Here is a 26,673-nt window from a genome sequence, read left to right as displayed (position 1 = left end):
TTTATTTGCGTTTGTAAATTTCAAATTGGTGTGGGTAGCGATTTTTTTCGTCAAGGATTCCCTCGATTACTTCGACTTTTTCCCATCTGCTCCAATCTAACTTAGGAAAATAGGTGTCTCCTTCAAATTCGGCATCAATTACTGTTCGAAAAAGTGTATCACAGGCGGGTAGTAGCGCCTCAAAAACCACAGCACCACCAATCACAAATAGCTGTTCCTCTTTTAGCGCCAGTACTTCATCCGCAGAATGTAAAACACGTACACCAGCAGCTTGATATGTTGGATTACTGGTTAAAACGATCGTCTTTCGGTTTGGTAATGGACGACTTCCCATTCCTTCAAACGTTTTTCGTCCCATCACGATAGTATGACCGGTTGTTTTTTCTTTAAAGAAGCTAAGATCATTAGGCAAACGCCAAGGCAAGGTTCCTTTATGACCAATTAAACCATTTTTATCTTCTGCCCAAATTGCTGCTAACATTTTTTCTCCCCCTTCTTTTATTCATTTATTTTTTCTGTTGCAAAAATCAATATGCCTGCTATACCGCAATCGGTGCTTTGATGGCAGGATGAGGATCATAGCCTTCTAAAGTGATATCTGCTGAATCAAAATCAAAGACAGATTTTTTATCTGCCAAAATCAGCTTAGGAAATGGACGAACTTCTCGGCGCAACTGCTCTTTCATCTGTTCAAAATGATTGTTGTACAGATGCGCATCACCTAACGTATGGATGAATTCTCCCACTGCTAAACCTGTTTCATGAGCAATTAAATGTGTCAATAATGCATAGCTGGCAATATTGAAAGGAACCCCCAGAAAAACGTCCCCACTGCGTTGGTACAGTTGACAGCTTAGCTTCCCTTCATTTACATAGAACTGAAACATTGTGTGGCAAGGCGGCAACGCCATGGAAGGCACATCTTCGGGATTCCAAGCAGAAACGATCAGCCGACGTGAATTAGGGTTTGTTTTAATGGTTTCAATCACTTCTTTAATCTGATCGATAAAACCGCCATCTTTGGTTTCCCAATGGCGCCATTGATAGCCATAAATATGCCCCAAATCCCCATGAACTCTCGCAAATGCCTCATCCTCAAGAATACGTCCACAAAATTTAGTTAATTCTGCTTGATAGAGTTGATTGAAGGCATCATCTACTAAAGATCGTCTGCCAAAATCTGTCATATCCGGTCCATTATACGCATTACTTTGTACATAGCGCTCAAACGCCCATTCGTCCCAAATATGATTGTTCTGTTGAAGCAAATAACGAATATTGGTATCTCCATGTAAAAACCATAGCAATTCACTTTTGATTAAGCCAAAAGGCACCCGTTTGGTTGTTAGAAGGGGAAAGCCTTCCGCTAAATCAAACCGCATCTGATACCCAAAAAGACTTTTGGTTCCGGTTCCTGTGCGATCGCCTTTTTGATGACCTTCTTCTAAAATTTTCCGTCCTAAATCCAGATATGCTTGTTCCATCGTTTCCTCCTTTTATGCGTCTGCAAAATCACTCAAATATTCCCACCGAGCCATTTTTTCTTCCAGTTCCGTCTCCGTATCACTAAGGGCTTGTTGCAACTCTTGCAGTTTCGTAAAATTATCCCCTTGATGGTTCATTTCTTCTGTTAATTCTTCACACTTTTCTTCAAGTTTGGTAATTTCCTCTTCAATGGTTTCCCATTCCTTTTGTTCCAAATAACTCATTTTTTTCTTTTTAGGTGCTATTGTTTTTTCCTGGGATATTTTTGGTTCCTCTACGCTTGGCGAAGTTGTTTGAAGATAATCCATAATGGAACCGTAATACCCTTCAATCTGACCTTGACCTTTAAAAATTAATAGCTTTTCTGCAACCTTATCCAGAAAATATCGATCATGGGAAACCGTGATTACAGCTCCCGGAAATTTGTCAAGATAATCTTCTAAAACTGTCAAAGTAGAGATATCCAAATCGTTGGTGGGTTCATCCATCAATAAAACATTCGGTTGTCCAATCAATAATTTCAGTAGATACAAACGTCGTTTTTCGCCACCGGACAATTTACCGATAAGGGTTCCGTGCATCTGTCTGGGAAATAAAAAACGTTCAAGTATTTCCGCAACACTAATTTGCGTGCCATCTGTTTGTCGCACTTGTTCTGCTGCTTCTTGCAGATAGGCGATCATCCGCTGATTTTCATCCATCGCTTCATTTTGCTGCGTATAATACGCCAGTCGCACCGTTTCACCCGTTGAAAGTGTCCCACTGTCCAATTCCAGCCGTCCCGCCAATAAATTCAGCAGCGTTGATTTACCGGTCCCATTTTCACCAGTGATTCCCAAGCGTTCCTTGGACTGAATCAGCAAATCAAAATCCTTTAAAATAAGCTGATTCTCAATCGAATAATTTCCGGACTTTATTTCTAGAACTTTTTTGCCTAATCGTTTTGTTGCAACATCGATTGCTACCTCATCGGTAGTTTGAACTTGATACAAATTTTCTTTCAATTCTTCAAATCGACCGATCCGGGCTTGCTGTTTTGTGGAGCGGGCTTTTGCTCCCTTGCGCATCCAGGCTAATTCCTGTTTGTACAATTGTTTGCGCTTATCCTCTTGATCAGAGGCAATTCGTTCTCGCTCTGCTTTTTCCAAAAGATAGGCTTCATAATTGCCTTTGTATTCATACAGCTTTCCAAAAGACAGCTCAAACATGCGATTGGCTACCCGATCGAGAAAATACCGATCATGGGTCACCATCATCAACGCTCCTTGATACTGATTCAAATAGTTTTCCAACCATAAAATTGCTTCGTAGTCCAAATGGTTTGTTGGTTCATCCAACAATAGCAGATCTGGTTCATCAATTAAAACCTGAGCCAAACCCACCCGTTTTTTCTGTCCTCCGGAAAGATCACCGATTTTCTTATGCAGCTCCTTCAACCCCAGCTTCTGCAAAATAATCTTTGCGTTCGTATCCGTCATCCACGCGTCATTCTCATTCATCTGTTCCTCTGCTCGTGTAAATCTGGCTTGGGTTTGAGGATCGTTTTCATTTTCTGTCAATGCCAACAAGGCTTGTTCGTAGCGGCGAACCGTTTGGATTACCGGACTTTCCCCTTGAAAAACGGTTTCCAAAATTGTTTCCTCATCGGAAAAATCAGTTGATTGCGACAAGAAGCCAATTCGGTACCCATTAGGATACGACACAGCAGTAACATCGCCATCTCCACTGTCTTTCCCTGCCAAAATTTTCAGTAGGCTGGATTTGCCTGTGCCATTGATACCAATAAGACCGATTCGATCTTTTTCATGTATCAAAAAAGAGATTTGGTCAAAAAGCGTTTTTTCTCCATAAGTTTTCGTCAAATGCGCCACTTTTAACTCTTTCAAAAAATCCCTCCTCGATAGTTCCTGCTTATTGTAACATATTCATTCTTTCCAAAAAATAGCTTCATCGTTTCTGCAAGAAATTTTGGCAAAAAGAAAAACACCAAAATTTGATGTTTTTCACTATTTTTCAATTCGAATTTGCCACAAAAAATTAGTCAAACTTGTAAAATCCGTCTGATTGATTGCATAGGATTCCAATAAATTGACCTGTTTCCGATAATCATTGGCAGAAAACGTCGTGATTTTTTCTGCTTCTTCAAATTCATCGATCACTTTTCGCTCCAAATAATATCCCCGCAAAATTTCTTTTGTAAACGCGGGATCACCCTCCAGCATCATCTTAAAAAAGAAATCTGAGCGTTGCAACCGCTCAATAATCGACTGCCGACGATGCAAAAATCCTTCAATTAGTTGCTCATCATAAATATCCCGCAAATGTTCCAAACTACGCTGGATTTCTTGCGTATTTTCCTCAAAGACCCGTTGTAATTCGCTGATATCCCGTTTTTTCAACTCTTTTTTCCCAGAATGACGTCGTTGCAAAAAAAGCCGAGGATGGGTAATCACTCGTATAATTCGCCAAACGACAAGGAACCAAAAACCTAAGAAAGAAAAAAACTGCCGAGTCGCTGATTTTTGAAAATTAGTAATGAACCGGGAATAAATACGATAACTGTCACGGCTGATTTTTCCTTTTCGAAAATTTTCATCTAGCCCAGTTCGTTCAATCGATAAAATCAATCCTTGAATTTCTTGGACTTCTTGCTGCTCGCTTTCTGTCAGAGCTTCCTCATAGGTTTCCCAAATCCGCCCTTCATACGCATCAATAACTGATTGCAAAGCAACGTTTTCCGATTCTGAAAGAGTTTCGATTTCTCGGTCTTTTCTCAGCTGTTTCGTAACCTCTTTTAAAATCAATACTTGGTTTCGATCAAGAGGCAGCTCTGCTTCCCCGTCTGAAAGCAGCGGCAACACCATCAGGGCAACCACTAATGTTACCAAAATCACACCCGCAGTTAAAAACAGCAACAGCGCTCGATTTTCAAAGGTTTCCTCATGGATAACGACAGGTAAAATAAAGATTGTCGCTAGGCTGACAGTTCCCTTTACTCCGCCGAAGGTCAATAAGAGAATTTCAGAAAAACTCTCCATCATCTTATGCCATCCTTCTTTTATAAAATAGATGGCGGTAATAAATACCCAACGAATCAAAAATAAACTTAAAGCAATCAGCAGGATGATGCCTAACAAATACCAATTGGAATAATCTGTATTCTCCCAAATTGGTGAAAAAACTTGTGACACTTCGATTCCCAAGAAAATAAAAACTAGTCCATTCAAGGTAAATCCAATCATGCTCCACGTTGCTTCTGAAACGTTTGCCAACTCTGCAGTAAACAGTGTAACTGGATTTCTGCGACCATGCGCCTGTGCAACACCTGCGACAACCGCTGCAATAATTCCTGATACGTGGAAACTTTCAGCAACCAAATATGCTGAAAATGGCAATAATAATTCAATCAATAGATAAGCTGTAACATCTTGTGCAGAAGCTTGCTCGATTAACTGAATGATTTTGCGTTTTACCCACACTACAAGAAAACCCACCAAACCACCACCAACACTTGCCATAAAAAGTTGAAAACCAGCACTTGACCACGAAAAAGTGCCAGAAACCAAAGCCGCTACGGCAAACTGAAAAGCGGTAACTCCAGATGCGTCATTCAGTAGTCCTTCCCCTTCTAAAATCCGTACCGCTTTTTCGGAAATTTTTAATCGTTTCGTCAAAGAACCCACAGCCACAGCATCGGTCGGTCCTAACGCTGCACCAAAAGCAAAGCAGGCCGCCAATGGAATGAAAGGAAGCAGCTGATGCAACAATAATCCAACCCCTAGCAAAGTCAAAAGCACGCCACCAAACGCCAACGCCAAGACCACACCAAAATTTTTAAGAATCATGGGAATATCAGCATGTTCTCCTTCACGGAAAAGCAGTGGTGCAATAATCATTACTAAGAAAATCTCCGGCTCAAAATTAATTGATTGACCATATGAGGTCAGCCCCAGTAGAATTCCCAGAAAAATTTGTAAGAAGAAAATTGGAATCGCAGGAACGATTTTATTGAAAATATTGGAGAAGGTGATTGCTCCTGCAATTAAAATCACTAACTCGATAAACGCCATCTATTCCCCTCTTCTCCGGGCTTTATCAAATACTTTCAGAAATATTTCTTTTTTCTCCAGCATTCGTTTTTCCAACAGTGCCAATTCTTTTTCATTTCCAGACAACCGCAGTTGTGCCCGCTTAGCTTCCAGCCGTAACAAATCATGTTTCAAGCGTTCGATTTTGCGAAACGTCAGAATATTTTTCCGTCTCATTTCTTCGAGAAGTCGCCGTCGTTCTTCTACTGTATAGTGTCCATATTCTTGATGAAGCAGACGCATTTTCTCTTCAAAATTTTCAGTCATGATAACTCTCCCTTTAATATGATGGTTTACAATATATTTTATACCAAAAATACTCTTATTTAATAAAATATCAAGGAAAGTTCTTACCCTCGATGAACTACATGGAAAAAAGCCTTTCAGAATAACAAATATTTTATTTAATATCGGTTATTTTATGAAAAGCTTTGAATTGATCAACTAGAACAGATTTACCAATTAACTAATACTCAGAAAAGAAAGACTCCTCTAAATAATTATTTCCTAGGTAACGATCATAGTTCACTAGTCTATAGTCTTCAACGAGTTTTTTCATATTATCATTTAATTGATTATCGTCAATTTTATCCTGTCCAACAATGACATAATTACCACCAACAAAAGTAATATTTGCCTTGTACAACTCAATAACCAGTTGATAGAAAGGAGTTCTTTTGTATTCCCCTTGCTCTAATAATTCTGGAATAAGAAACATTGGCGAGAGAACCTTAGTTGAGGTATCTGCTCCATTAACTTTAGTCCGATTCTTATTTTGATAAATGAAATAGGGGGTTAGATATACATCCGGACCAATAGTCTCAGATTTTCCCTGAAGAAAATTTGGTCCGTGGTCACCAAAAAAAATCAGGTTTATTGCTTCATTTTCTCCTTCAAGATCATTGATTAGTGACTCAACGGCTTTATCAGATTCATGAATCTGACGAAAATAAGACTTAACAAGTTCTACATCATCAATTTTTCCTTCTCCTTTAGATAAGTAGGTTGTATCAACCTCAGGAGTAAAATCAGAGTCAGGAACAGCATTCTTTAAATAAAAAGAGTGATTTTGCATAGACAGTGCATTAATAATGCTGTATTTTTTTGCTATAGACAACAAATATTCATGAAAAGATTTATCAGAAACTTTTGTAACATTTTCTAGAGGATATTTATTTGGTATTTCTTTCGAATCAATTAATCGATCAATTCCAAAATCTTTATAAACATTTCTTCTATTATATAGGTTAAAATTGTATGGGTGAGCTGCTACCTTTTGATCGTTATCAAACAAAGAGAAAACAGATGAATGTTGTTGATCTTGTGAAATATAGTCAGTATATGGGGTTACCACACTAGGTTCTTTATGCATGTCCAAGCTCATACTAGTTAGAACAGAAAATTCAATATTAGCGGTCCCGCCTCCGATAAATGTTGATTTAATGTGTCCCCCATTTTTCTGAACCATGCTATTCACAAAAGGTCCCGCTGGTCCATTGATAAGTAGGGAGGGCATATCCCAAAAGCTTTCACTCAAATAGATAATTGTATGTTCATTTCGAAGATCATTTTTCATTTTTGTATTTTCCGTTTTTGCTAGCCCTTGATAGTACGTACCAATTTCAAATATTTTCTTTTCTGTATAATTATCAGGCTTGTCAAATGGTTTTGCGTTGATATCTCTGACAAAAGTTGGTATCAATCCATCTTCTCTAGTTTTTCTAACGGGATTAAAATTTTGTGCATCGTATTCTAGACCTAACCACGTGGACGCAACGATTTCGGATTGAGAATATATGACTGCAAAAAGTAATATTAATATCGAAAACAGTCCTACTCGAACTTTGTTATTCAAATTTATCTGAATTTTTTTGTTGATTTTACCCTCAATTAGAAATAAAAAGACTAAGAAGATAACTGAAACAATAGTTATAATCAATAATGGAATATGCCATTTTGGATCAATAAGTTTCAACATTTCTTTTATGTTAAACAAATTTCTTAGTTCACTAAAACTGACTATACTCTCTCGAGATGTCCACTTCATCTTATTCGCAAACCAGAAAGCCGCAATAACGAGATTGCTACTTAAAAGAGTAACTAACACTCGATTAGATAGAAAATAAAAAAAGAGAAATATCAAGAAAAGCATCGATGTACCGACATGATTAGTAGTAAGTTCTACATTTTCTCCTGCATCAATGAATAAAATCTTATCTAACTCAATTACCCACCAATAAGATATCAATAAGAAAAGACCCATTAATAATAAATGAAAACCAATCTTTTTTAAGACCCCGTTCTTATTTTGTTTTCTATGCTTTGAACGATACAACCTAGTAACCCTCTCTTTAACAAAAATTTATTTTTACACTGTCAATAATTATACTCTCTTCGTATTAGATAAACAATAATTAAGAGATTCAGATCTATCCCCCTCTTTTTTCTTAGTCTTCTATTCTACTGAAAATACACACTGGATTCCTCTAGGTTTCCAATGTGTATCCCTACCTTTTTTATTTCATATACAAATCATAATACGCGTCCATGATTTCTTTTGCAATCTCCACATTTGTGTGATCGCCGGATAATTCCTTGATTTGGGGAATCATGATGCTGATGGATACCTGAGCATTTTCAGAAGGTCCATAAGCAACCAAATTACTGTTGATTAAATTGACTTCTTTGCCATCATCAATTATGAGCGTTTCAGCAGTACCGGTTTTGGCAGATACATCCATTTTTGCTGAAGCCAAACCAGTTGCAGTTGTCCAGCCACTAGTTCCGTGAACTGCATCATAAAAACCGTCTTGGATGATTTTCATTTCTGATTGAGAAATATCTACTGTGTTCAAAACAGTCGGCTCAATTGCTTTTTTCAGCTCGCCAAGATTGCCGTTTTCATCATTGTCATAAATGCCGGAAACCAAATGTGGTTTTATTCGTTTGCCACCATTAGCTACAGTGGAGGCATATTGCGCAAGCTGGATCGTCGTGTAGGTATCATACTGTCCAAATGAAAGGTCTAAAATCAATCCCCCGGTACCATTGGTAGACAAGGATTCTAGGGGTGTAACGATTCCGGAGGCTTCATTTGGCAAATCAACGCCAGTTTCTGTTCCCATTCCATATTGAGCAAAAGCCGTTCGCAATTCATCGAATGCTTTGATCTGTGCCGGTTGATCAATATAAGGCATTGCCACACCAGAACTGTACTCCATTCCCAACAAACGAAAGGCAACTTTCATCATATAGGCATTGGAAGAAATTTCCAACGCTTTTTGTGCAGATAAACTTTGATTGGCACTGCCATCTTTATTATAAATTGACCCTTTGACTGCAGAACCTTGTACTCTGATTGGTTCATCATACAACACTTCGTTTCCTTTTAAAACGCCCGCATCCCAGCCGGCTGTCAAGGTTCCTGCTTTCACTACGGAACCGGGAACAAAGGCATGAGTAATGGTGCCTAGTGCGTATTCTTCAAGTTCAGTAGATTTCGTTTTATGTTGAAAACCTGACATAGCTAAAACACCACCAGTATTCGGATTCATTGCTACCGCATAAATTCCTGGCGAATATTCTGCCCGTCCGCTGTCGATTAAATTCTCAAAATGCTTCTTCAAAATCGCATCGATTTTTTTCTGGAACTCTGCATTGATAGAAAGCACAAGGTTAGAACCTTTTTCTCCTGCAAAAACTTCCTTTTGATTCGAAATGTTGCCTTCATGATCCAAGGTGATCTCGTATTGTGTTTTTGTTCCCTGCAATACTTCTTCATATTGCTTTTCCAGTTGGCTTGTCCCGACACGATCGTTTCGCGCGTAGCCTTTTGCCAAGTATTCTTCTAAATCTTCTGCTTCGATTCCTTGTTCTTCGGTGGAGACACTGCCCATAATGCTCTTCAAGGAACCTTTTTCTTCATATTTCCGTGTCCAGTCTGTTCCAGTAGAAACCCCGGGCAATTCTGCTGTTCGTTCCGAAACGATTGCCAGTTCCTCATCTGTGACATTTCTATTCTTAATAAAAATCGTATTTAAGGCCTGTGCGCCATTCATTCGTTTAAAAATTGTTGCCGCCTTTTCCTGTTCTTTTGAAAATTGAATTTCTTTGTCTGTTACCTTATCAACGATTTTTGCATACTGTTCACTGGTATCTAAATTCTTTTCTTCGTCAGATAAGCGTTCCGTTGCTTCTTCCAGATTTTTTTTATTTCCTAACCAATAATCCTTTTTGTCCCGTTCTCGCAAATTGCTGTCTACAGGGACATCGATCAGTTCATTCAATTTGTTTGCGATGGTATAAAGGTCATCTGCCGTCATCTTATTTCCCCGGGTAAACGTAATTGCCGGGTTGGCTTGATTACTGACTAACGCTTTTCCGGTAGAATCGTAAATCATCCCTCGCGGCGTGCTGCCCTGTACCTTAATCACTGAGGAAGATTTTAGTTGTTTAGTGATATTTTCGCCATTTACAATTTGTAAATAGCCTAATTGCGCAATCAGCGCGACGAATAATGCAAAAATTACAAAAAATAAAAAATTCAAACGAAAGGGAACGTGGGAACGTTTTGCTCCTTTACTTTCCGGTTCCTTTGCACCTTTTTTCATGCTTTCAATCCAGTTTTTTGATTGTAGATTCTTTTTTAAATTTTTCATTCTCCAAATCCTTCCAGACACAGTTGCGTACCATCTCATTTTACCAAAAAAAAGTCAGTTAAGCAGTGACTTTTTGCGAACTATAAAAATATTTAAACACAACAGATAAATTCAACAAAATGTTTCACGAAAAATCTTGAAACTTTTTATTCCTAAAGAATTTTTATTGTCTTTCATTGCTTTCTTGTCTTTTTCAAAAACGCTGCCTGTGAAACACCATCAAAAAAAATACCGCTGTGGAAAAAGTTTTGTGCATAAGCTGCGTATATTTGTTGAGCAATAAAAAAAACTGGTTTCCCAGTTTTTTTAATAGCCGCCTTCTGTGTAGCTTTCCTCATAGTTAGCGCCGGTTTCATCATAATCATAATAGTCGGTTCCCTCTGTATAGGTACCTGTGTCTTCTTGATTTTGCACACTTGCATCATAAGAACCATTACTATCATCGTAAAATTGACCTTCTGCATAGCCGCTTGTGTATTGATCACCTGTAGGCAACGTTTCACTCGTTGGCATATCCAGTTGCGTTTTCAAAGCATTTTGAACTTTTAACAATTCATTGATTCCCAGAATTTGATAGTAAACGCCATTAAGCATCTGACCTTCGCCTTGTAATTGTACTTGTTCGATTTTATCAAAAGCAGGAATGTAGTTTTCAGCGATATCCAGCATATCTTCCCAAGCTAAATCGGTTTTAGAATTTTTTTCCACCGCTTTGAGAATTTTTTGATAATTGCTGACGCTATCCAAGCTCATAACTTTTTTAACGATTTTGGTAATAACTTCCCGTTGACGTTTTTGGCGACCAATATCCCCTTCTGGATCGTCTTTACGCATCCGAGCATAAGCTAGTCCGGTTTTTCCATTTAACGTGATTTTCCCTGCAGGAACATGAACGCCTTCAAGGGTGAAATCAATTTTATTATCCACTTCAATTCCGCCAACCGCATCAATCAAATCTCGCATTCCCTGCATATTGATGGTTACGTAGTGGTCAATAGGAATATCCAACAGATTTTCCACTGAGTCCATCGACATTTCCACACCGCCGTATGCATAGGCATGATTCAGCTTATCCATCGTATCGTAACCAACGATTTGCGTATAAATATCACGGTCCAAGCTGGCAATGGTTGATTTCTTTTGTTCTGGATTCACAGTGACGACCATCATGCTATCTGATCGTCCTTGTTCCGTCCGACCAAGCGCTCCTGTATCGATTCCTAACAAAAGGATGGAGAAAGGTTCACGATCTTCGATACTCACTTCTTTTTCCCGCTTAGACGTTTTGCGATCCACTTTTTCAACAATATTATTAAAAGTCGTGTTCGCATCGTGGTACATTTTGATTCCATAAACAGTTACTCCAGCAACTCCTAATGTAATAATTCCTAGAATCGCTAAAATAATTTTCTGATATAAGCGCATGGTACACCTCGGTCTCTTCAATCTTACAATATCGAATAAATTTTGCCATAGTTTCCGTCTTTGAGCAACGCAACACTTGCTTTATAACACAATCTTAATAATTCTGAAATGAAAATGAAACGCAACGAAAGCCCATTTTTCAAAAAAACAGAAAGATTTAGGTACATTTGCTGAGAAAAAAACTGACGAACATTGAATGTTCTTCAATTCCGTCAGTTCAGATTTTAAATATAATCAACAAAGCGTGCTCGGAATTTCATATGAAGATGGCTTCCTAGGATTAATAAGATAAAGACCATTCCCCAGAAAATCAGCGTAAAATTTGGTTTCTCCCAGAACCATTGGCGGCTCAAGAAACTATCTCGAAAGCCTTCAATGATATAGTAAAAGGGATTCAGCCGTAAAATTTTAACTAAAGCCACTGGCAAATTACGATTATTGATATCCCAAATTGGTCCTGACACATAAAATAATAGACGTAGAATCGACTGTAGCAGAATATGGTAGTCGCGAATCAAAACGGTAATCGTCGCATTTAATAGTCCAAAAGCAAACATAAATACCAGCATGCAGAAAAAGTAATAGAAGTACTGCAACCAATACAAGGTCGGCATGGTATCACTAACAAGGAGTGATCCCACAACGATCACCGTCATTGGAGCGTAAGAAGTAAGATTACTGATAATATTGATTGTTGGCAAAATGCTAACCGGAAACTTCATTTTTGCGACCATACCTACTTGGCGATGAATACTGTTCGATGCCCCCAAAACAGAAGAATTCATATAAAACCAAGCGGTAATCCCAATCAGCATCCAAACAATAAATGGTACGCCGGAAATTTCTCGATTTCGATTGACACCAACGCCAAAAACTAAATAATAGATTCCCACCTGGATTGCAGGATTCAAGATTTGCCAAGCCAATCCTAAATAGTGACTCTGATAAGTTGCCTTGTCTTCATATCGCGACATCCGAGAAATCATTCCCAGATGTTGAAACTGCTCTTTAATTACTACTGAGATTTCTTTCACTAAACTCTTCCTTTTCTCATATATCCCACGAGATATTTTTTGTAATTAATTAAAAACCCGCTGCAACATTTCCAAAGGATGCTGCAATGACCAAATCAATGATTTGTCGCTAAAGGAGACGAGCGCCATAAAGCAAGTTGCTAATACGGCGACACCTAAAATTGCTTTGGTAGGACCACTCATTCGATCCCCCAATGGGATACGTTTCAAGTTTTTTTCAACTGTCGTTTGCGGCAGTTTTTGCTCTGTCAGCCACTTGTCTTGTTTATAATTTTCTGCCAACTTTGCTAAAGTAAAGGCTTTTTGCCCTTCTTTTTGTTCATCTTGGTATTTTTTTTGTTCTTTTTTCGGTTGTTTCTTAAACCAGTCAATAAATGTACGGTACTCTTTCATCACTTCTTCTGTCGGTCCAAACATCCGCATACTTCCGTAATGCATCCAAATCGTTCGATCACAAAGTTTTTCAACCTGTGGCAAAGAGTGGCTGACGAAAAAGATTGTTTTTCCTTGTTCCTTAAATTCAACGATTTTATCCACACATTTTTGATAGAAGGTTTCATCCCCAACGGACAACGCTTCATCAATAATCAAAATATCAGGATCGTTGTGAACTGCAATCGCAAAACCCAGTCGTGATTTCATCCCACTTGAATAGCTTTTAACCGGCTGATTGATAAAATCTCCCAAATCTGCAAAAGTCACGATCTCATTCATTTTTTTGTCAATTTCTTTGTTGGTCATACCAGACATCAGCGCTTTTAAGCGAATATTTTCTAATCCCGTCAATTGGTACTTTAATCCAGCACCGATAGCAATAATCGAGGTGTCCCCATTTACTTCCATCGTTCCGGAAGTTGGCGGAATAATCCCGCTAATCACATTGGATAAGGTTGATTTTCCAGACCCGTTGATTCCAATGATCCCAACTGATTCCCCAGCCTTTACTTCAAAGCTGACACCCTTCAGCGCCCAAAAACGTGGAACATTGCGATGATAGAATTTGAACAGCGCTTTTACTTTATCAGATTTCTTTTTATATAAGTCATACTCTTTTGTTACCAGCGTACTTCTTACTTTGATGTTTGTATTTTCCAATTCATTCATCCTTCTCATGCATAATTGTGTCATAGGAATTCAATGTACATGATACCATATTTTTTCTTCTCGTAAAGTATTACTCTGACAAATAAACAGCCGAGGAGCTATTCTCGGCTGTTAGTCTATTTCAATTTTAAATCATTTTTGATTTGAGTGGTGGAAACTTCTGGTGTTCGGGGTAAATAAATAACTTCTGCTTCTGTTTGTTCTTGGATGAAGTCAAACTTGCCAGCCCAGTCATCTCCCATAACAAACTTATCAATATGGTAAAGTTTGATATCTTCGACTTTTTGTTTCCAACCTTCTTCCGGAATAACCAAATCGACGTAGCGGATTGCTTCCAACAATTGTTTACGTTTTTCATAAGAAAAATAGCATTTCTTTTGTTTTTCGTCCCAATTGAATTCATCCGTAGACAAAGCAACAACTAAATAATCCCCTTGCTCTTTTGCTCTTCTCAATAAATTAATATGTCCATAATGCAACAAATCAAAGGTTCCATAAGTGATTACACGTTTCATCATTTTCCCTCTTTTTTTCATGATACTTTACGATAACAAAAAATAATCAAAATAGCAATATTTTGCCAGAAAGCTCTTTGTTCATCAAAAAGGCACCCAATGAAGGACGATTTCTCGTCCGTATCAGGATGCCTGAAAGCTGCTTGTTGAAGATTAAAGTTTCGTTACTTCCGCTGCTTGTGGACCGCGAGCTCCTTCAACGATTGAAAATTCAACTTCTTGTCCTTCTTCAAGTGATTTGAATCCATCTCCTTGAATTGCTGAAAAATGAACAAAAATATCATCGCCAGCTTCTGTTGTAATGAATCCAAATCCTTTTTCATTGTTGAACCATTTTACTTTTCCTTGTTCCATCTTCTGTGTAGCCTCCAAGAATAAAATTAGTAACGAATACGTTCGTCCCAATTATTATACAAAAAAATGTAAGCGGTAGCAAACTATTTTTCTAAGACGAAATCGTTCATGATAAATCCCTCGCCAATATCGCCATAAAACTCATCAACAATCGTAAATCCGCGATGCTGATAAACAGCCAATGCCTCTGTATTATTTTGATTGACCTTGAGCTGAAGTTTTAGTCCTAATGAGTCTGCCAACTGATCGTACCAATCAAAAATCTGCGTCATCAGTCCTTTTCCCCGATGTTCATGGTCAATGTATAATTTGCTGATAAACACGCAATCTGAGCGGATTTCATACGCGGTATACCCAACAATCTGCTCCTCCGTCAAAGAAAAATAATGGACCCCCGCGCTGATTTCTTGGCAAATATTTTCTGGCGATTGATAATGCTTCAGCATATACTGCACTTGCTCTGCTCCGATAATTGGAGTAAAAAATTCTTGCCAAATTTTTTTGACAACAGGAAAAAGCGTTGAAACTTCATCCGTGGTTTGTATTTCATGCATGGTTAAAATAAGCGGTGCCCCCAAATAAAAAAGATGAAAGGAAAAATTCCTTTCACCTATTGTAGCGAATTATTTTGCATTTGCAAAATGTTCGTTTACTTTTTCCCAGTTTACTACATTCCAAAATGCTTCAATATAATCTGGACGAACATTTTTATATTTTAAATAATAGGCATGTTCCCAAACATCTAACCCTAAAAGTGGGGTTTTTCCTTCCATCAATGGAGAATCTTGGTTTGGTGTGGAAGTAATTTCTACTTTGCCATTTGAAGCAACTAGCCAAGCCCAACCAGAGCCAAAGCGCCCTGTTGCCGCTGTTTTGAATTCATTTTTGAAAGAAGTAAAATCACCAAATGTTTCATTGATTGCATCTTTGATTGCTCCTGTTGGTTCGCCACCAGCATTTGGTGCCATGATTTCCCAAAAGAAGCTGTGGTTTGCATGTCCGCCACCGTTATTACGAACAGCTGTTTTAATATCTTCTGGTATTGCAGACATATCTGAAATCAATTCTTCAACCGATTTTCCACCTAATTCGGGATGTTTTTCGATCGCTGCATTTAAATTTGTTACATACGTATTGTGATGCTTGTCATGATGCAAATGCATGGTTTCTACATCGATATAAGGTTCCAATGCATCGTATCCGTAAGGTAATTCTGGTAATTTGTAAGTCATGAAAAAAAACCTCCTGATTGATAGTCTTTACACTGTAAACACTATCAAAGTTAGGAGGTTTCTTCAATTAATATGCCTACTCTTTGTCGATTTCCTCGATGACAATTTTTTTCTTGAAAATAAACAATTTACTAAATACATAATTGGCAATGACAACCAATATCTGAGTGACTAATTTGGCTAGAAAATCGCCAGAATGAAAAACGTCAATCATTAGAAACATCATTCCCATGTCCATGCCATAAGAGATGACACGATAAAAAATAAATTTTGCAAATTCAACAATCAATTCCCAGAAATTTTCTGATTTAGACTGAAAAACCCAAATCTTATTTGTCAAAAAAGCAAATAAAACCGCTGCAATCCAGGAAATACTGTTGGCATATAAATAATTGAAGTGAAATACATCTTTACTAATAAAATAGGCAGCAAAATTTACCACTGTCGCCAAGCCGCCAAAGAACAGGTAAATAAATATTTCCCATAGACCTCTTTTTACTAATTGTTCTTTAAACCAAAAAAAAAGTTTCATTTCAATGCTCCTTTGATATTTCCTTATTATCATACCTAAAATGAGACAAAATGACTAGTCTCTAGCGATTAATTTATTTCTTTCCCTTGTTTTCTACAGATAGCTTCGTTACAATAGCTTAGAAGCCATACAGTCTAAAAAAGGAGCTTGTCGATGACAGTCTTACAATTATTCAAAAGTTCATTCTTTCGCTTTAAAGATTTAGCGGAAGCCCGCAAGATTTCATTTATAAAAATTATCGGTTATTTGGTTCTTCTAAGCGCCTTTCTCGCAATTCCGATTACCTTTCAAGTTTCAAGGATTATTGATGATGTTCAAAAAGATGGACAGGCCATTGCTGAAAAAATTCCGGATTTTACGATTCAAAATGGTACCTTGACTCCTGAAAAAACAGCGGAAGGTTTTATTTATCAAACAAATTCCATTATTTTTACCTTTGATCCCGAAGGTAAACGAAGCGCCAACGATATTTCTACAGATATGATTGGTAATTTTCTCAGCATCGGTCTGCTAAAAAATAATCTGGTTATTGCCTTACCTTCCTCGGGTTTTACCACTCAATTTCTTGGAGACAATCAGCTGGTTCTTTCCTATAAAGAAGACGCATTACAAACATTAGATGGGAGCCGTATCCGTACATTTCTCCAACAAAATCAAATTCCTTGGTGGATACAACTGGTTACTTTCTTTGTTGCCTTGTACCCTACCTTCTTGGATTTGATTTTGACAGTCTTAATGATTACAGTGGGTGCCACGATTTATTCCAAACTGAGACGTTTACCATTGAAATTTTTTGACAATCTAAAAATTGCGATCTTTTCTGCAACATTACCAGCGATCATTGCTGCGCTTTTCTCCATCTTCGTTACCTTTGATTCTAGTACATTTTTGTTGATTGCGAGTTTATTTATTTATATGCAAGCAGTCAAGGCAGTTTCCCCAATTACCAATTAGTATTTAAGCATTCTCAGCAGTCCTTGAGAATGCTTTTTTTCATCCAATTTGATAGACTAGAAAAAAGGAGGCACTTTCATGTCTAAAATTATTTTATCCAAACGTCCATTTAAACCTGAACTGATTGAACAGATACACGAAATTGCTCCAACCTATGAATTTAAAACCCCAGGAGAAGAATTTTCTTGGGATGAAGTTGCTGTCACCATTGGTTGGTCGGAAGCTTGGAAAGAAAAACTCTTTCCAGTAAAAAATCTTAAATGGGTTCAAACGATTTCCGCCGGTGTCGATTATTTGCCCCTCACACTGTTTGAAAAAAATGAAATTCAGGTGACTAATGGCAGTGGTATTCACGCACAAGCGATTACGGATCACATTTTGGCAACGCTTTTTATGAAGCTTCGTGGCATTGATCAAGCGGTCGCTAACCAAAAAAAGAAACGCTGGCATCCTGCTGAAACCCATTACGGTTATCTTTCAGAGCAACAGATCTTAATTTTGGGTACGGGTCATATTGGACAACGACTTGCTGAAACCTTATCTCTACTTGGTGCTAAACCACTTGGCATCAATACGAGTGGGCATCCAGTCACTGGTTTTTACAAAACATTTTCAATGAATGATCTGTTTACTCAAATCCAACAAGCAGACTTCGTCATTAATATTCTTCCTTTAACAGATGAAACCTATCATTTATTCAATGCTTCTTTCTTCAAAATGATGCAATCTACCGCCGCTTTTATCAATGTTGGGCGTGGGGCAAGTGTAGATACTTCCGCAATCACTGCTGCCTTGGGAACAAAGGAAATCGCCTTTGCTGCCTTAGACGTCTTTGAAGAAGAACCACTACCAGACAACAGTCCACTATGGGAACTGCCAAATGTTTTGATCACTCCCCACATCGCAGGAATGACGCCACATTTTCAAAAAGCTTTTATGGGTATCTTTTTGGAAAACCTTAAAAGCTATGTGAAAGATGGTACGTTGTGTCGCAACGAGGTGGCATTGGAAAAAGGGTATTAAAAAAAACTGCCAGATTTACTTTTCTGGCAGGTCTTTTTGATTCGTTTTAATATCCTCATCCGTTTCCTTCACAATAAAATGCGGTCGTTTCTTGGTCTCTAAAAAGATTTTTCCGATATATTTTCCGATGATACCTAAGCAAAGCAACTGCAAGCCACCAACGAAAAGAAAAATCGACACCATAGAGGGCCAACCGCTCGTTGGATCCCCGTACAACAATGCCCGAATAATAATGAACACTAGTGCAATTCCCGACCCCAAACATGAAAAAGCTCCGACAAACGAAGCGATATTTAGCGGTGCATCAGAAAAGTTAATAATTCCATCAATCGAATATTTAAATAATTTCCAAAAAGACCAGGAAGTACTCCCTGCCACTCGCTCACGGTTTTCATAGGAGATATACTCGGTATCAAATCCCACCCAACTAAAAATCCCTTTAGAGAAGCGGTTATATTCAGTTAATTCTAAAATCGCATCTACCATTTGACGAGTCATCAGACGAAAATCCCGAGCGCCATCCACCATTTGAGTATCACCAATTTTGTTGACTAACTGATAAAATAGCTTTGAAAAAAAACTGCGAATTTTGGGTTCTCCCCTTCGATTGGAACGACGAGTCCCCACACAGTCCAAATTATTAGCTTCTAAGCGTTGAAACATCTCTATCAGTAGTTCTGGTGGATCTTGCAAGTCAGCGTCCATGACAGTAATATAATCCCCTTTTGAAGCTAATAGACCTGCATATAAAGCAGCTTCTTTTCCAAAATTTCTAGAAAACGACAAATAACGGACATTCTCATGACTGGTTGTCGTAAGAGAACGCAACACCGCTAAGGTCCGGTCAGTAGAGCCGTCATTGACAAAAATGTATTCAGTTGGCATATCTAAATCCAACACAACTTTATTTATATGTTCAAAGAAAAGCGGGATACTTTTTTCTTCATTGTAGCATGGAACAATTACTGATAACATTGCGTTACTCCTTTAAAAACATCCTATAAATAAAAAATGTATTCTTCAATCCTAAAAAATAGGCTAGTGATTAGCCTATTTTTTTTGCTCATCTTCATGATTTTTTTCAAACACATACTTCGGTTCATCCAGTTTTTCATCATAATCCACCACTAGATCATATCCTTTAAAAAACCATTCATCCGTTTCATCGATAAAGAATAAAAGACCATCAATGGTTTCTTCTACTACTGGTTGACTAGGAACATCCACAGCCATTCCGACAGAAAATCCTTCATGAACCTGCGTTTTTCCATAGACCTTTCCGTAAAAGCGTACACCCATTCCATTATCCACTACAAGTTCCTTTTTGAACCATTCAATTGCTTTTTCGGTAACTGCTAATTTCAAACCTATCGCTCCATTCTAATCATTCATTTTATCATCAAGGATATCGACGTCACCCGTCTCACCGATCACTAAAAGATTGTCATTTTCCTTAACGATCTCGTCTGCAGTTGGTGACACAACCACTTTTCCGCCAACCCGACGAATTCCTACAACAGTTAAACCAAACCGTTGTCTAAAGTTTAGCTCTAATAATGTTTTATTGAAAAATTTCGGATTGGATACTCGAATTTCAGCTAATGAATAATCATCAGACAGCTCAACATAATCCAAAATATTTTTTGAAACTAGATTGTGGGCGATTCTGATTCCCATATCCCGCTCTGGATGGACAACTCGATCTGCCCCGATTTTCTCCAACACTCGCGCGTGATATTCGTTTTGTGCCTTAGCAAGAACATCCGGTACACCCATCTCTTTAACCATCAAGGTAACCAAAATACTCGCCTGAATATCTTCGCCAATCGCCACAATTACATGATCAAAATTGCGAATCCCCAACGACTTTAAAGTCATTTCATCCTGCGCATTCCCAACAACCGCATGAGTAGCAATATTCATATATTCATTCACCCGATCTTCGCTGGTATCAATAGCTAAAACCTCTTGTCCAGCTTCAATCAATGTTCGACAGATACTACCGCCAAATCTTCCTAAACCAATAATTGCATAATTTTGTTTCATTTTCTTCTCCTTGTAAACGCCTTTATTAACATTACCAGTATAACAAAGACCTCTCCATCTGACTACGGAGAGGTCCTTTTTTATTTCACTAACCCATGTTTAAACGCATAAATCGCTGCTTGCGTCCGGTCTTCCACTTCTAATTTCGATAAAATATTGGATACGTGTGTTTTGACCGTTTTCAGCGTAATAAATAATTCATCTGCAATTTCTTGATTGCTTTTTCCTTGTGAAATCAACATTAAGATTTCATGTTCCCGATTGGTAAGATCCTCATGCAGAATAGGTGTGCGACGAGTCAACCGTTCCATCATCTTGGTAGTCACTTCTGGTTCAAGCACTCGTTCCCCCCGTTGTGTAGCACGAATCGCATCCGCAATTTCATGAGCTGTCGAGGTCTTCAACATATAGCCGGCTGCACCAGCTTCAATTGCCGGATAAACTTTTTCATCATCAATAAAACTTGTCACAATAATAATTTTGGCTTCCGGCCAATCTTTTAAAATAGCTTTTGTGGATTCGATTCCATCCATCACGTCCATGACCAAATCCATCAAGATGACATCTGGGCGTAATTCCATCGCTTTTTCATAACCGATTTCGCCATTTTCTGCTTCACCAACGACTTCAATATCATCTTGAATCGATAAATAAGAAGAAACACCCAAACGAACCATCTCGTGATCATCCACGAGCAATACTCGTATCATTTTCAATAACCTCCTTCAACAGCGGGATCTTTATCTCAATACTCGTTCCCTGTCCTTTAAAACTAATAATTTTCACCGTACCACCAACACCATTGACCCGCTCACGGATATTCATCAAACCATAACTCCCGGCTTTCTGATTGCTGGCGTCAAAGCCAACACCATCATCAAGCACCCGCAGCAAGACATTTTGGTCCACTTGATGCAAATAAACTTCCAACTCATCAGCTTTTGCATGTCGCAACGTATTTGACAGTAATTCTTGAATAACACGGAATAATTGATCTTCAATCGCCGCTGATAACGGAATATCTTCAATTTCCCATTTCAATGAAATTTTTATTTTTGTTTGCAGCTCTTTTAATAATTGCTCGATTCCTTGACGTAAACTTTTACCCTCTAAGGTTATCGGACGCAAGTGCAACAATAGCGCCCGCATTTCTGATTGTGAGGCGTTGATAATATCGGTGACCAACGCTAACTGTTTTCGCTGATTTTCAGGCGCTTGCGTTTTTTCTGCCTGTTCATTCAGTGCCGACATCATCATCATGGCAGCAAAAAGCTGTTGCGAAACGGAGTCATGCAACTCACGGGCCAATCGATGCCGTTCTACCTCTAAAATCTCTTCTTTCGTCTGCCCATCAACCAGCTGCGGACGGCTGTTCAAAAGTTGCAGCTCAGAAGACATTTCTTTCATCTTTTCCGAAACCTTCGTAATGTCTGCATCAATTTCTTGAATATACCGATTTTCTTTTGAATGGGGAATAGCTTCCGAAAAAATGGTACTTTCATAATTGCCGCCTGCTAACAAGCGTAGTTTCTCTTCAATTCCACTATAGAACCTTTTACGAAAGACACTGATTAGTAGATAGGCAAGCAACCCGATACCCACCGAAATCGTGAGGATGTAAAAGATTATCGGGATGTAAAAAATTTTTGTTTGAAAGGTCAGCGCCCACCAGTTGCTCTGCCCGCTGGCATACAAAAAAGAAAAGTACAGTAGCATTTGAATCAAAAAAGCAGTGATTCCAATATATAGAGCCAACATTCCTTTGGTAATTTTTGCGATCATACACGGATCACCTCAATATCACCAAATAAGGTGTTTGTAATCACCTTGATTCGTCTGGTACTCTCATCATAATCTTCACTGTAGACTTTTAGGCTTTCATTTTTTAATGCGGTCTTTTCCCCTTCAAAGTTCACTTCACCTATAAATGTTGCATGCTCCAGCATCACACCCACACCTGAAGGAACCAGAACTCGCGTACGACCAAATCCTTTACGGATCAGAACAGTATTGTCTTTTTTAGGTAATATTGTATTACCTAAATCAACGATGGTATCACCTGATAGGATATTGATATTGATATCATCCCACTCATACACTTGATTACCGATTCGTTCATTGCCTACCCATTGTTGCTTGATTTTTTCTTGACGATGACTCCGTGGTTGATCTGTTTCAACAATGATCATTTGTTTTTTTCGCCAAAAAGCATTTTTCGTCAAGTCAATCCCGGAAATTTCAAAACCTTTTAGGCCGATAAAGATCACCGCAAATACTACCATAATCCACAAAGCAGGACTGTTTAATAAACTGATAAAAATCGCCAGACAACCAATAACTAACAAAAAATTATTTGCATTGGTTTTTTGCTTGCGCTTATAGGCTGTGTAAAGGAAGAAAACACCAATTATAAGTAGGATTAATAGCGGTGGATTGCTTATAATCTGCCAAATCGCAAAAATAAACAACAATGCCTCAACTACAATGAAAAAACGCCATGGATTATTCATCTATCCACCCCCATTCTTAATTCTATCTTATCATATCGCATTCTTAACAAAATAAAATCGGTCTGTAGTCTGAAACAAACCTGTCTCTTAAAAAAGCTGGAACAGCATCTTTTGCGGCTCTATAATTTATGGGACTGATGAATCAGAATTGATTCTTCAGTCCCATTTTCATTTTAGGTATTAAAAAACATATCGTTCTCTAGTATGATTAAATCACCACAAAATAAACAGACTGAGAGGACGATATGCTATATGAATGATTCTATCAAAAAAATGCTGAGAATAATAGATAAAGATTTGATGATTAAAGAGGTCTCTTACGAGACCTTTCAGAAGGAAAAGACGTTAATCGTCGATGCTGTTCTCTCGCCTGCTCCTCGTGCTTGTAGAAGTTGTGGTTCTACTGTGGTAGATGGAAACGGGAAAGCAATTATAGTGAAAAATGGAAAAAAGGAAACTATTGTCCGTTTTGAACAATACAATCATATGCCAATGGTTATGCGCCTAAAAAAGCAGCGCTATACCTGTAAGAACTGTCGAACCCATTGGACTGCTCAAAGTTATTTTGTCCGACCCAGACATTCAATCGCAGATCATGTTAGATATAAAATTGCTTCTTTACTGACTGAAAAAGTATCTTTATCTTTTATTGCGAAAAGCTGTCAGGTATCTTTGACCACCGTTATTCGTACATTGAAAAAGTTTAAAAGCTATTTACCAAAGCAATCTAAGAAGATTCTCCCCAGAGTATTGATGGTTGATGAATTTCGTTCGCACACTTCCATAGAAGATAAAATGAGTTTTATTTGTGCAGATGGCGAAACAGGAAAATTAATTGATGTCTTGCCTACGCGTAAATTGCCTCGATTAACAAGCTATTTCTTAGGCTGTACCAATCCAGAAGAAGTAGAATTCTTAGTTACAGACATGAACGCCGCCTACTTCCAGCTCACCAAACGTGTTCTACCAAATGCGAAAGTAGTGATTGATCGGTTTCATATTGTCAAACACATGAATCAGGCGTTCAATGAGTTGCGTATCCGTGAAATGAATGAACTTCGTAAAGCAGGACAGAAAAGCCAAGCAGAAAAACTGAAAAAGAACTGGCGCTTTTTGCTAAAAAATCGTGCAAACATTAACCATTATGAATACAAAACATGGAAAAGTTTCCGAGCGCCAAAATACCCGTTTCTTACTGAAGCGATGATGATCGATCGATTGCTTGGCTTTTCCACGCCCCTTAAGGAGGCATATCCCATTTTTCATGAATTAGTTGAAACCTTTCGAGACAAAGACCCTGACTTGTTTTTCTCCTTATTGGCAGAACTTCCCGAAACATTAGATGACGGCTTTCGGGAGAAGCTTCAAAACCTTCTGACCTATGAAGAAGGCATCACCAACGCGATGATCTATCCTTATTCCAATGGAAAAATAGAAGCGAAGAATACCCACATAAAGACAATGAAACGAGTATCCTACGGATTTAAATCATTTGAGAACATGAGAATTAGAATCTTTTTGATCAATCAATTAATCAATGTAAGATAACAAAAAAATCTGAGCCAGAATGAGGTTCATTCTGACCCAGATTTGATTTTGCACAACTCATCAGTCCTTATTGACAAAGAGCCTCTTTTGCTCTCCCAGCTTCTGCAATGACTATTTTGTTTGAGCCACTTCAACGATTTTTACTAACATATCTCCACCAGGTGTAGCAATCGTTACTTCATCATTGACTTTTTTGCCAATCAACGCTTGAGCGATTGGAGAATCATTTGAAATCTTTCCAGAAAATGGATCTGCCTCAGCACTGCCTACGATCGTATATTCTTCTTCTTCTCCATCTGGTAATTCAATAAATTTAACAGTTTTTCCAAGGGACACTTCATCTTTATCAACACCTTGGTTATCAATAATCTGTGCAAAACGAATCATATTCTCTAATGTTGTGATCCGACCTTCAACGAAAGCCTGTTCATCTTTTGCTGATTCATATTCCGAGTTTTCGGATAAATCGCCAAAGCCACGGGCGATTTTAATTCGTTCAATAATTTCGCCACGTTTGACCGTTTTCAATTCTTCTAATTCTTGTTCTAATTTTTCTTTTCCTTCTGCTGTCATAGGATATACTTTTTCTACCATATTAATAATCTCCTTTGCTTCATCTAAAAAAATCGCAAAAGGTAATCTTTTGCGAATAAGTCCACAAAAGATTACCATGCTTTCTGCTAAATGTAAATAACATAATTGATAAATAATTGATTAATTATTTACATATTTCTCTACTAATTCCATGTGTTCTTCATAGGTTTCAGCGAAATAAACTTCCTTCGTATCAATGTCTGCAACGAAATAATAGTAATTATTTGCTGTTGGTTCCAAAACTGCTTCAATCGATTGTTCGCTTGGGCTGTCAAAAGGTCCCGGACCGTATCCGGTGTTAATATAAAGGTTATACGGTGAATCCGTTTGTGTTTCGGCAATCGTTACGACTTCTTTATGTTCACCAATTGCGTAAAGAATAGAGATATCTGATTGCAGTGGCATATCCGTAGCTAACCGATTGAAGAATACTTGTGCAATATTTTTACGATCTGTTTCTTTTTCTCCTTCTTTTTCAACAAGTGAGGCTAACGTCAGTACTTCTTGCACCGTCATATCCTTTTCTTTGATTGTTTCAAAATACGGAGTCAGTACCGCATTTGATTTATCAACCATCTGCGTAACCATCTCTTTAAGCGACGTTCCTTTGAAATAATCATAGGTTGCTGGGAATAAATAACCTTCCAGTCGATAGCGAACATTTTCCGCTTTTGCCGCACTATCCAAAAGATCTGGATATTTTTTATGCAGTTCATCAAAGAAAGCTTGATCTTTCATCAAGGCAATGAATTCTTCTTTTTTGATTTTCGTTGCTTTGGCAATAGCATCACCGATTTGCTCAATGTCATATCCTTCTGGAATTGCTAATTTTGCATCGACACCAGCCGATCCTGCGCCACCTTGCTGCAAAGCTTCACCGATGTCATCTAATGTCATATCTGGTGAGAATTGATAGCTACCTGCCTGGAATCCTGTCAAATTATTAAATTTCGTATAATAATTAAACACCATACCACTTTTAATAACATCTTTGTCCTCTAAAATTTCTCCAATTGCTTTATTGGAGGATCCACTTGGAATCTCTACGGAAATTTTTTCAGAACTATCCGGGTCTAATGGTCGTAAACTGGCTGACACATACCGATAAACGGAGAACACCAATATTCCACCAATCACTAATAACGCTAGCACAACGACCGTAACGATTTTATTAACAATTCGGTCTTCTTTGCGCCGCATCACCTTACGTTGTTTGACATCACTTGGGTCTTTACTATCAACTATATTTTTTTCTATTTTATTTTCTGTTTTCTTTGCCTTTTTTGGCGTAGGCTTTTTTGAAGAGCCAGCAGGTTTGCTTCTTCTAGATCCCACTGATTCTGATTGATCTTGCTGATCGTTATTTTGGGCCATAATTTTTTCCTTCTCGGCATCCTTTAAAGCGCCGGTAGTATTACTTGAATCTGAATTATTCAGAGAATTTAATATCTTATCTTTAAATGATTCTTCCTCTGGATGTTGTTTAGACAAAAACAACTCCTCCTTACTTTCGTAGTACTAGCTTGTACTATTATACACGAAAGTTTGGAGGAGGGGAACAGGTTTAGAAA

26 protein-coding genes are annotated in these 26,673 nt (G+C 38.0%); 3 read left to right on the top strand and 23 right to left on the bottom strand.

Going from position 1 to position 26,673, the window contains the following annotated elements:
* Position 1 precedes the first annotated feature (1 nt).
* The 15 genes from BN1875_RS11740 to BN1875_RS11670 form a co-directional block, all read right to left on the bottom strand.
* Complete coding sequence (locus BN1875_RS11740; RefSeq protein WP_048605019.1) at positions 2-481, bottom strand: dihydrofolate reductase; 480 nt, start codon at positions 479-481, stop codon at positions 2-4.
* Between the two features lie 58 nt (positions 482-539).
* Entirely contained in the window at positions 540-1,484 is a 945-nt protein-coding gene (locus BN1875_RS11735; RefSeq protein WP_048605018.1) for a thymidylate synthase, read from the bottom strand.
* Between the two features lie 12 nt (positions 1,485-1,496).
* Positions 1,497-3,371 (bottom strand): ABC-F family ATP-binding cassette domain-containing protein, encoded by a 1,875-nt coding sequence (locus BN1875_RS11730; RefSeq protein ID WP_048605017.1) that lies wholly within the window; start codon positions 3,369-3,371, stop codon positions 1,497-1,499.
* A gap of 120 nt (positions 3,372-3,491) precedes the next feature.
* On the bottom strand, positions 3,492-5,555 hold the full coding sequence (locus BN1875_RS11725; protein ID WP_048605016.1) for a cation:proton antiporter: 2,064 nt from the start codon (positions 5,553-5,555) through the stop codon (positions 3,492-3,494).
* Positions 5,556-5,840, bottom strand: a complete 285-nt coding sequence (locus tag BN1875_RS11720) for a hypothetical protein (protein WP_048605015.1) — start codon at positions 5,838-5,840, stop codon at positions 5,556-5,558.
* Positions 5,841-6,039: 199 nt separating this feature from the next.
* Positions 6,040-7,908: an LTA synthase family protein gene (locus BN1875_RS11715; protein WP_048605014.1), complete on the bottom strand. Its 1,869-nt coding sequence runs from the start codon at positions 7,906-7,908 to the stop codon at positions 6,040-6,042.
* 181 nt (positions 7,909-8,089) lie between these two features.
* Positions 8,090-10,231 carry a peptidoglycan D,D-transpeptidase FtsI family protein gene (locus BN1875_RS11710; RefSeq protein WP_048605013.1) on the bottom strand — a complete coding sequence of 714 codons (2,142 nt, stop codon included), beginning with the start codon at positions 10,229-10,231 and terminating at the stop codon, positions 8,090-8,092.
* A 306-nt stretch (positions 10,232-10,537) separates the two neighbouring features.
* Complete coding sequence (locus BN1875_RS11705; RefSeq protein ID WP_048605012.1) at positions 10,538-11,656, bottom strand: LCP family glycopolymer transferase; 1,119 nt, start codon at positions 11,654-11,656, stop codon at positions 10,538-10,540.
* Between the two features lie 224 nt (positions 11,657-11,880).
* On the bottom strand, positions 11,881-12,690 hold the full coding sequence (locus tag BN1875_RS11700) for an ABC transporter permease (RefSeq protein WP_048605011.1): 810 nt from the start codon (positions 12,688-12,690) through the stop codon (positions 11,881-11,883).
* A 45-nt stretch (positions 12,691-12,735) separates the two neighbouring features.
* Positions 12,736-13,794, bottom strand: a complete 1,059-nt coding sequence (locus tag BN1875_RS11695; RefSeq protein ID WP_048605010.1) for an ABC transporter ATP-binding protein — start codon at positions 13,792-13,794, stop codon at positions 12,736-12,738.
* A 116-nt stretch (positions 13,795-13,910) separates the two neighbouring features.
* The gene (gene tagD / locus BN1875_RS11690) at positions 13,911-14,309 is read right to left on the bottom strand and encodes a glycerol-3-phosphate cytidylyltransferase (RefSeq protein ID WP_048605009.1); all 399 of its coding nucleotides are present in this window, start codon (positions 14,307-14,309) and stop codon (positions 13,911-13,913) included.
* A gap of 153 nt (positions 14,310-14,462) precedes the next feature.
* Positions 14,463-14,663, bottom strand: a complete 201-nt coding sequence (locus BN1875_RS11685) for a cold-shock protein (RefSeq protein WP_048605008.1) — start codon at positions 14,661-14,663, stop codon at positions 14,463-14,465.
* Positions 14,664-14,746: 83 nt separating this feature from the next.
* The gene (locus BN1875_RS11680) at positions 14,747-15,118 is read right to left on the bottom strand and encodes a GNAT family N-acetyltransferase (protein WP_315968931.1); all 372 of its coding nucleotides are present in this window, start codon (positions 15,116-15,118) and stop codon (positions 14,747-14,749) included.
* A gap of 168 nt (positions 15,119-15,286) precedes the next feature.
* Positions 15,287-15,895, bottom strand: a complete 609-nt coding sequence (locus BN1875_RS11675; protein WP_048605007.1) for a superoxide dismutase — start codon at positions 15,893-15,895, stop codon at positions 15,287-15,289.
* Between the two features lie 76 nt (positions 15,896-15,971).
* Entirely contained in the window at positions 15,972-16,427 is a 456-nt protein-coding gene (locus tag BN1875_RS11670; protein WP_048605006.1) for a GtrA family protein, read from the bottom strand.
* A 153-nt stretch (positions 16,428-16,580) separates the two neighbouring features.
* Between BN1875_RS11670 and BN1875_RS11665 the strand changes: the two genes are divergently transcribed.
* Together BN1875_RS11665 and BN1875_RS11660 are read left to right on the top strand one after the other, a co-directional pair.
* A complete protein-coding gene (locus tag BN1875_RS11665; RefSeq protein ID WP_048605005.1) occupies positions 16,581-17,381 on the top strand; it encodes a DUF1189 domain-containing protein in 801 nt (266 codons plus the stop codon).
* A gap of 78 nt (positions 17,382-17,459) precedes the next feature.
* Positions 17,460-18,404 carry a phosphoglycerate dehydrogenase gene (locus tag BN1875_RS11660; protein ID WP_048605004.1) on the top strand — a complete coding sequence of 315 codons (945 nt, stop codon included), beginning with the start codon at positions 17,460-17,462 and terminating at the stop codon, positions 18,402-18,404.
* A 15-nt stretch (positions 18,405-18,419) separates the two neighbouring features.
* Here BN1875_RS11660 and BN1875_RS11655 read toward each other — a convergent pair whose 3' ends face one another.
* The 6 genes from BN1875_RS11655 to liaF all read right to left on the bottom strand — a co-directional run bounded on the left by BN1875_RS11655 (position 18,420) and on the right by liaF (position 22,960).
* Positions 18,420-19,379, bottom strand: a complete 960-nt coding sequence (locus BN1875_RS11655) for a glycosyltransferase family 2 protein (RefSeq protein ID WP_048605003.1) — start codon at positions 19,377-19,379, stop codon at positions 18,420-18,422.
* 75 nt (positions 19,380-19,454) lie between these two features.
* Positions 19,455-19,769 carry a HesB/YadR/YfhF family protein gene (locus BN1875_RS11650; protein WP_048605002.1) on the bottom strand — a complete coding sequence of 105 codons (315 nt, stop codon included), beginning with the start codon at positions 19,767-19,769 and terminating at the stop codon, positions 19,455-19,457.
* A gap of 15 nt (positions 19,770-19,784) precedes the next feature.
* Positions 19,785-20,450, bottom strand: a complete 666-nt coding sequence (locus BN1875_RS11645; RefSeq protein WP_048605001.1) for a potassium channel family protein — start codon at positions 20,448-20,450, stop codon at positions 19,785-19,787.
* Positions 20,451-20,530: 80 nt separating this feature from the next.
* Positions 20,531-21,160: a response regulator transcription factor gene (locus tag BN1875_RS11640; RefSeq protein ID WP_048605000.1), complete on the bottom strand. Its 630-nt coding sequence runs from the start codon at positions 21,158-21,160 to the stop codon at positions 20,531-20,533.
* Positions 21,135-22,232: a sensor histidine kinase gene (locus BN1875_RS11635; RefSeq protein WP_048604999.1), complete on the bottom strand. Its 1,098-nt coding sequence runs from the start codon at positions 22,230-22,232 to the stop codon at positions 21,135-21,137. Before BN1875_RS11635 ends, BN1875_RS11640 begins: the two co-directional genes overlap by 26 nt.
* Positions 22,229-22,960 carry a cell wall-active antibiotics response protein LiaF gene (gene liaF, locus BN1875_RS11630; protein ID WP_048604998.1) on the bottom strand — a complete coding sequence of 244 codons (732 nt, stop codon included), beginning with the start codon at positions 22,958-22,960 and terminating at the stop codon, positions 22,229-22,231. The genes BN1875_RS11635 and liaF overlap by 4 nt, the downstream gene beginning before the upstream one ends.
* A 252-nt stretch (positions 22,961-23,212) precedes the next feature.
* Here liaF and BN1875_RS11625 point away from each other — a divergent pair, with 252 nt between their 5' ends.
* Positions 23,213-24,508, top strand: coding sequence for an ISL3 family transposase (locus tag BN1875_RS11625; protein WP_048603109.1), 1,296 nt, complete (start codon positions 23,213-23,215; stop codon positions 24,506-24,508).
* A gap of 111 nt (positions 24,509-24,619) precedes the next feature.
* Here BN1875_RS11625 and greA read toward each other — a convergent pair whose 3' ends face one another.
* The gene (gene greA, locus BN1875_RS11620; protein ID WP_048604997.1) at positions 24,620-25,102 is read right to left on the bottom strand and encodes a transcription elongation factor GreA; all 483 of its coding nucleotides are present in this window, start codon (positions 25,100-25,102) and stop codon (positions 24,620-24,622) included.
* A gap of 120 nt (positions 25,103-25,222) precedes the next feature.
* On the bottom strand, positions 25,223-26,593 hold the full coding sequence (gene mltG / locus BN1875_RS11615; RefSeq protein ID WP_048604996.1) for an endolytic transglycosylase MltG: 1,371 nt from the start codon (positions 26,591-26,593) through the stop codon (positions 25,223-25,225).
* Positions 26,594-26,673 lie beyond the last annotated feature (80 nt).

Source organism: Enterococcus massiliensis, assembly GCF_001050095.1.
Taxonomy (GTDB): Bacteria; Bacillota; Bacilli; order Lactobacillales; family Enterococcaceae; genus Enterococcus_C; species Enterococcus_C songbeiensis.
The sequence above is the reverse complement of the archived record's forward strand: the minus strand, read 5'-3'. Positions and strand labels throughout refer to the sequence as shown.

What these genes read in the sequence shown, in the direction of transcription:
- BN1875_RS11740 (WP_048605019.1), bottom strand. Translation starts at nt 481, where the DNA reads ATGTTAGCAGCAATTTGGGCAGAAGATAAAAATGGTTTAATTGGTCAT.
- BN1875_RS11735 (WP_048605018.1), bottom strand. Translation starts at nt 1,484, where the DNA reads ATGGAACAAGCATATCTGGATTTAGGACGGAAAATTTTAGAAGAAGGT.
- BN1875_RS11725 (WP_048605016.1), bottom strand. Translation starts at nt 5,555, where the DNA reads ATGGCGTTTATCGAGTTAGTGATTTTAATTGCAGGAGCAATCACCTTC.
- BN1875_RS11720 (WP_048605015.1), bottom strand. Translation starts at nt 5,840, where the DNA reads ATGACTGAAAATTTTGAAGAGAAAATGCGTCTGCTTCATCAAGAATAT.
- BN1875_RS11710 (WP_048605013.1), bottom strand. Translation starts at nt 10,231, where the DNA reads ATGAAAAATTTAAAAAAGAATCTACAATCAAAAAACTGGATTGAAAGC.
- BN1875_RS11705 (WP_048605012.1), bottom strand. Translation starts at nt 11,656, where the DNA reads ATGCGCTTATATCAGAAAATTATTTTAGCGATTCTAGGAATTATTACA.
- BN1875_RS11695 (WP_048605010.1), bottom strand. Translation starts at nt 13,794, where the DNA reads ATGAATGAATTGGAAAATACAAACATCAAAGTAAGAAGTACGCTGGTA.
- tagD (WP_048605009.1), bottom strand. Translation starts at nt 14,309, where the DNA reads ATGAAACGTGTAATCACTTATGGAACCTTTGATTTGTTGCATTATGGA.
- BN1875_RS11685 (WP_048605008.1), bottom strand. Translation starts at nt 14,663, where the DNA reads ATGGAACAAGGAAAAGTAAAATGGTTCAACAATGAAAAAGGATTTGGA.
- BN1875_RS11675 (WP_048605007.1), bottom strand. Translation starts at nt 15,895, where the DNA reads ATGACTTACAAATTACCAGAATTACCTTACGGATACGATGCATTGGAA.
- BN1875_RS11670 (WP_048605006.1), bottom strand. Translation starts at nt 16,427, where the DNA reads ATGAAACTTTTTTTTTGGTTTAAAGAACAATTAGTAAAAAGAGGTCTA.
- BN1875_RS11665 (WP_048605005.1), top strand. Translation starts at nt 16,581, where the DNA reads ATGACAGTCTTACAATTATTCAAAAGTTCATTCTTTCGCTTTAAAGAT.
- BN1875_RS11660 (WP_048605004.1), top strand. Translation starts at nt 17,460, where the DNA reads ATGTCTAAAATTATTTTATCCAAACGTCCATTTAAACCTGAACTGATT.
- BN1875_RS11655 (WP_048605003.1), bottom strand. Translation starts at nt 19,379, where the DNA reads ATGTTATCAGTAATTGTTCCATGCTACAATGAAGAAAAAAGTATCCCG.
- BN1875_RS11645 (WP_048605001.1), bottom strand. Translation starts at nt 20,450, where the DNA reads ATGAAACAAAATTATGCAATTATTGGTTTAGGAAGATTTGGCGGTAGT.
- BN1875_RS11640 (WP_048605000.1), bottom strand. Translation starts at nt 21,160, where the DNA reads ATGATACGAGTATTGCTCGTGGATGATCACGAGATGGTTCGTTTGGGT.
- BN1875_RS11635 (WP_048604999.1), bottom strand. Translation starts at nt 22,232, where the DNA reads ATGATCGCAAAAATTACCAAAGGAATGTTGGCTCTATATATTGGAATC.
- liaF (WP_048604998.1), bottom strand. Translation starts at nt 22,960, where the DNA reads ATGAATAATCCATGGCGTTTTTTCATTGTAGTTGAGGCATTGTTGTTT.
- BN1875_RS11625 (WP_048603109.1), top strand. Translation starts at nt 23,213, where the DNA reads ATGAATGATTCTATCAAAAAAATGCTGAGAATAATAGATAAAGATTTG.
- greA (WP_048604997.1), bottom strand. Translation starts at nt 25,102, where the DNA reads ATGGTAGAAAAAGTATATCCTATGACAGCAGAAGGAAAAGAAAAATTA.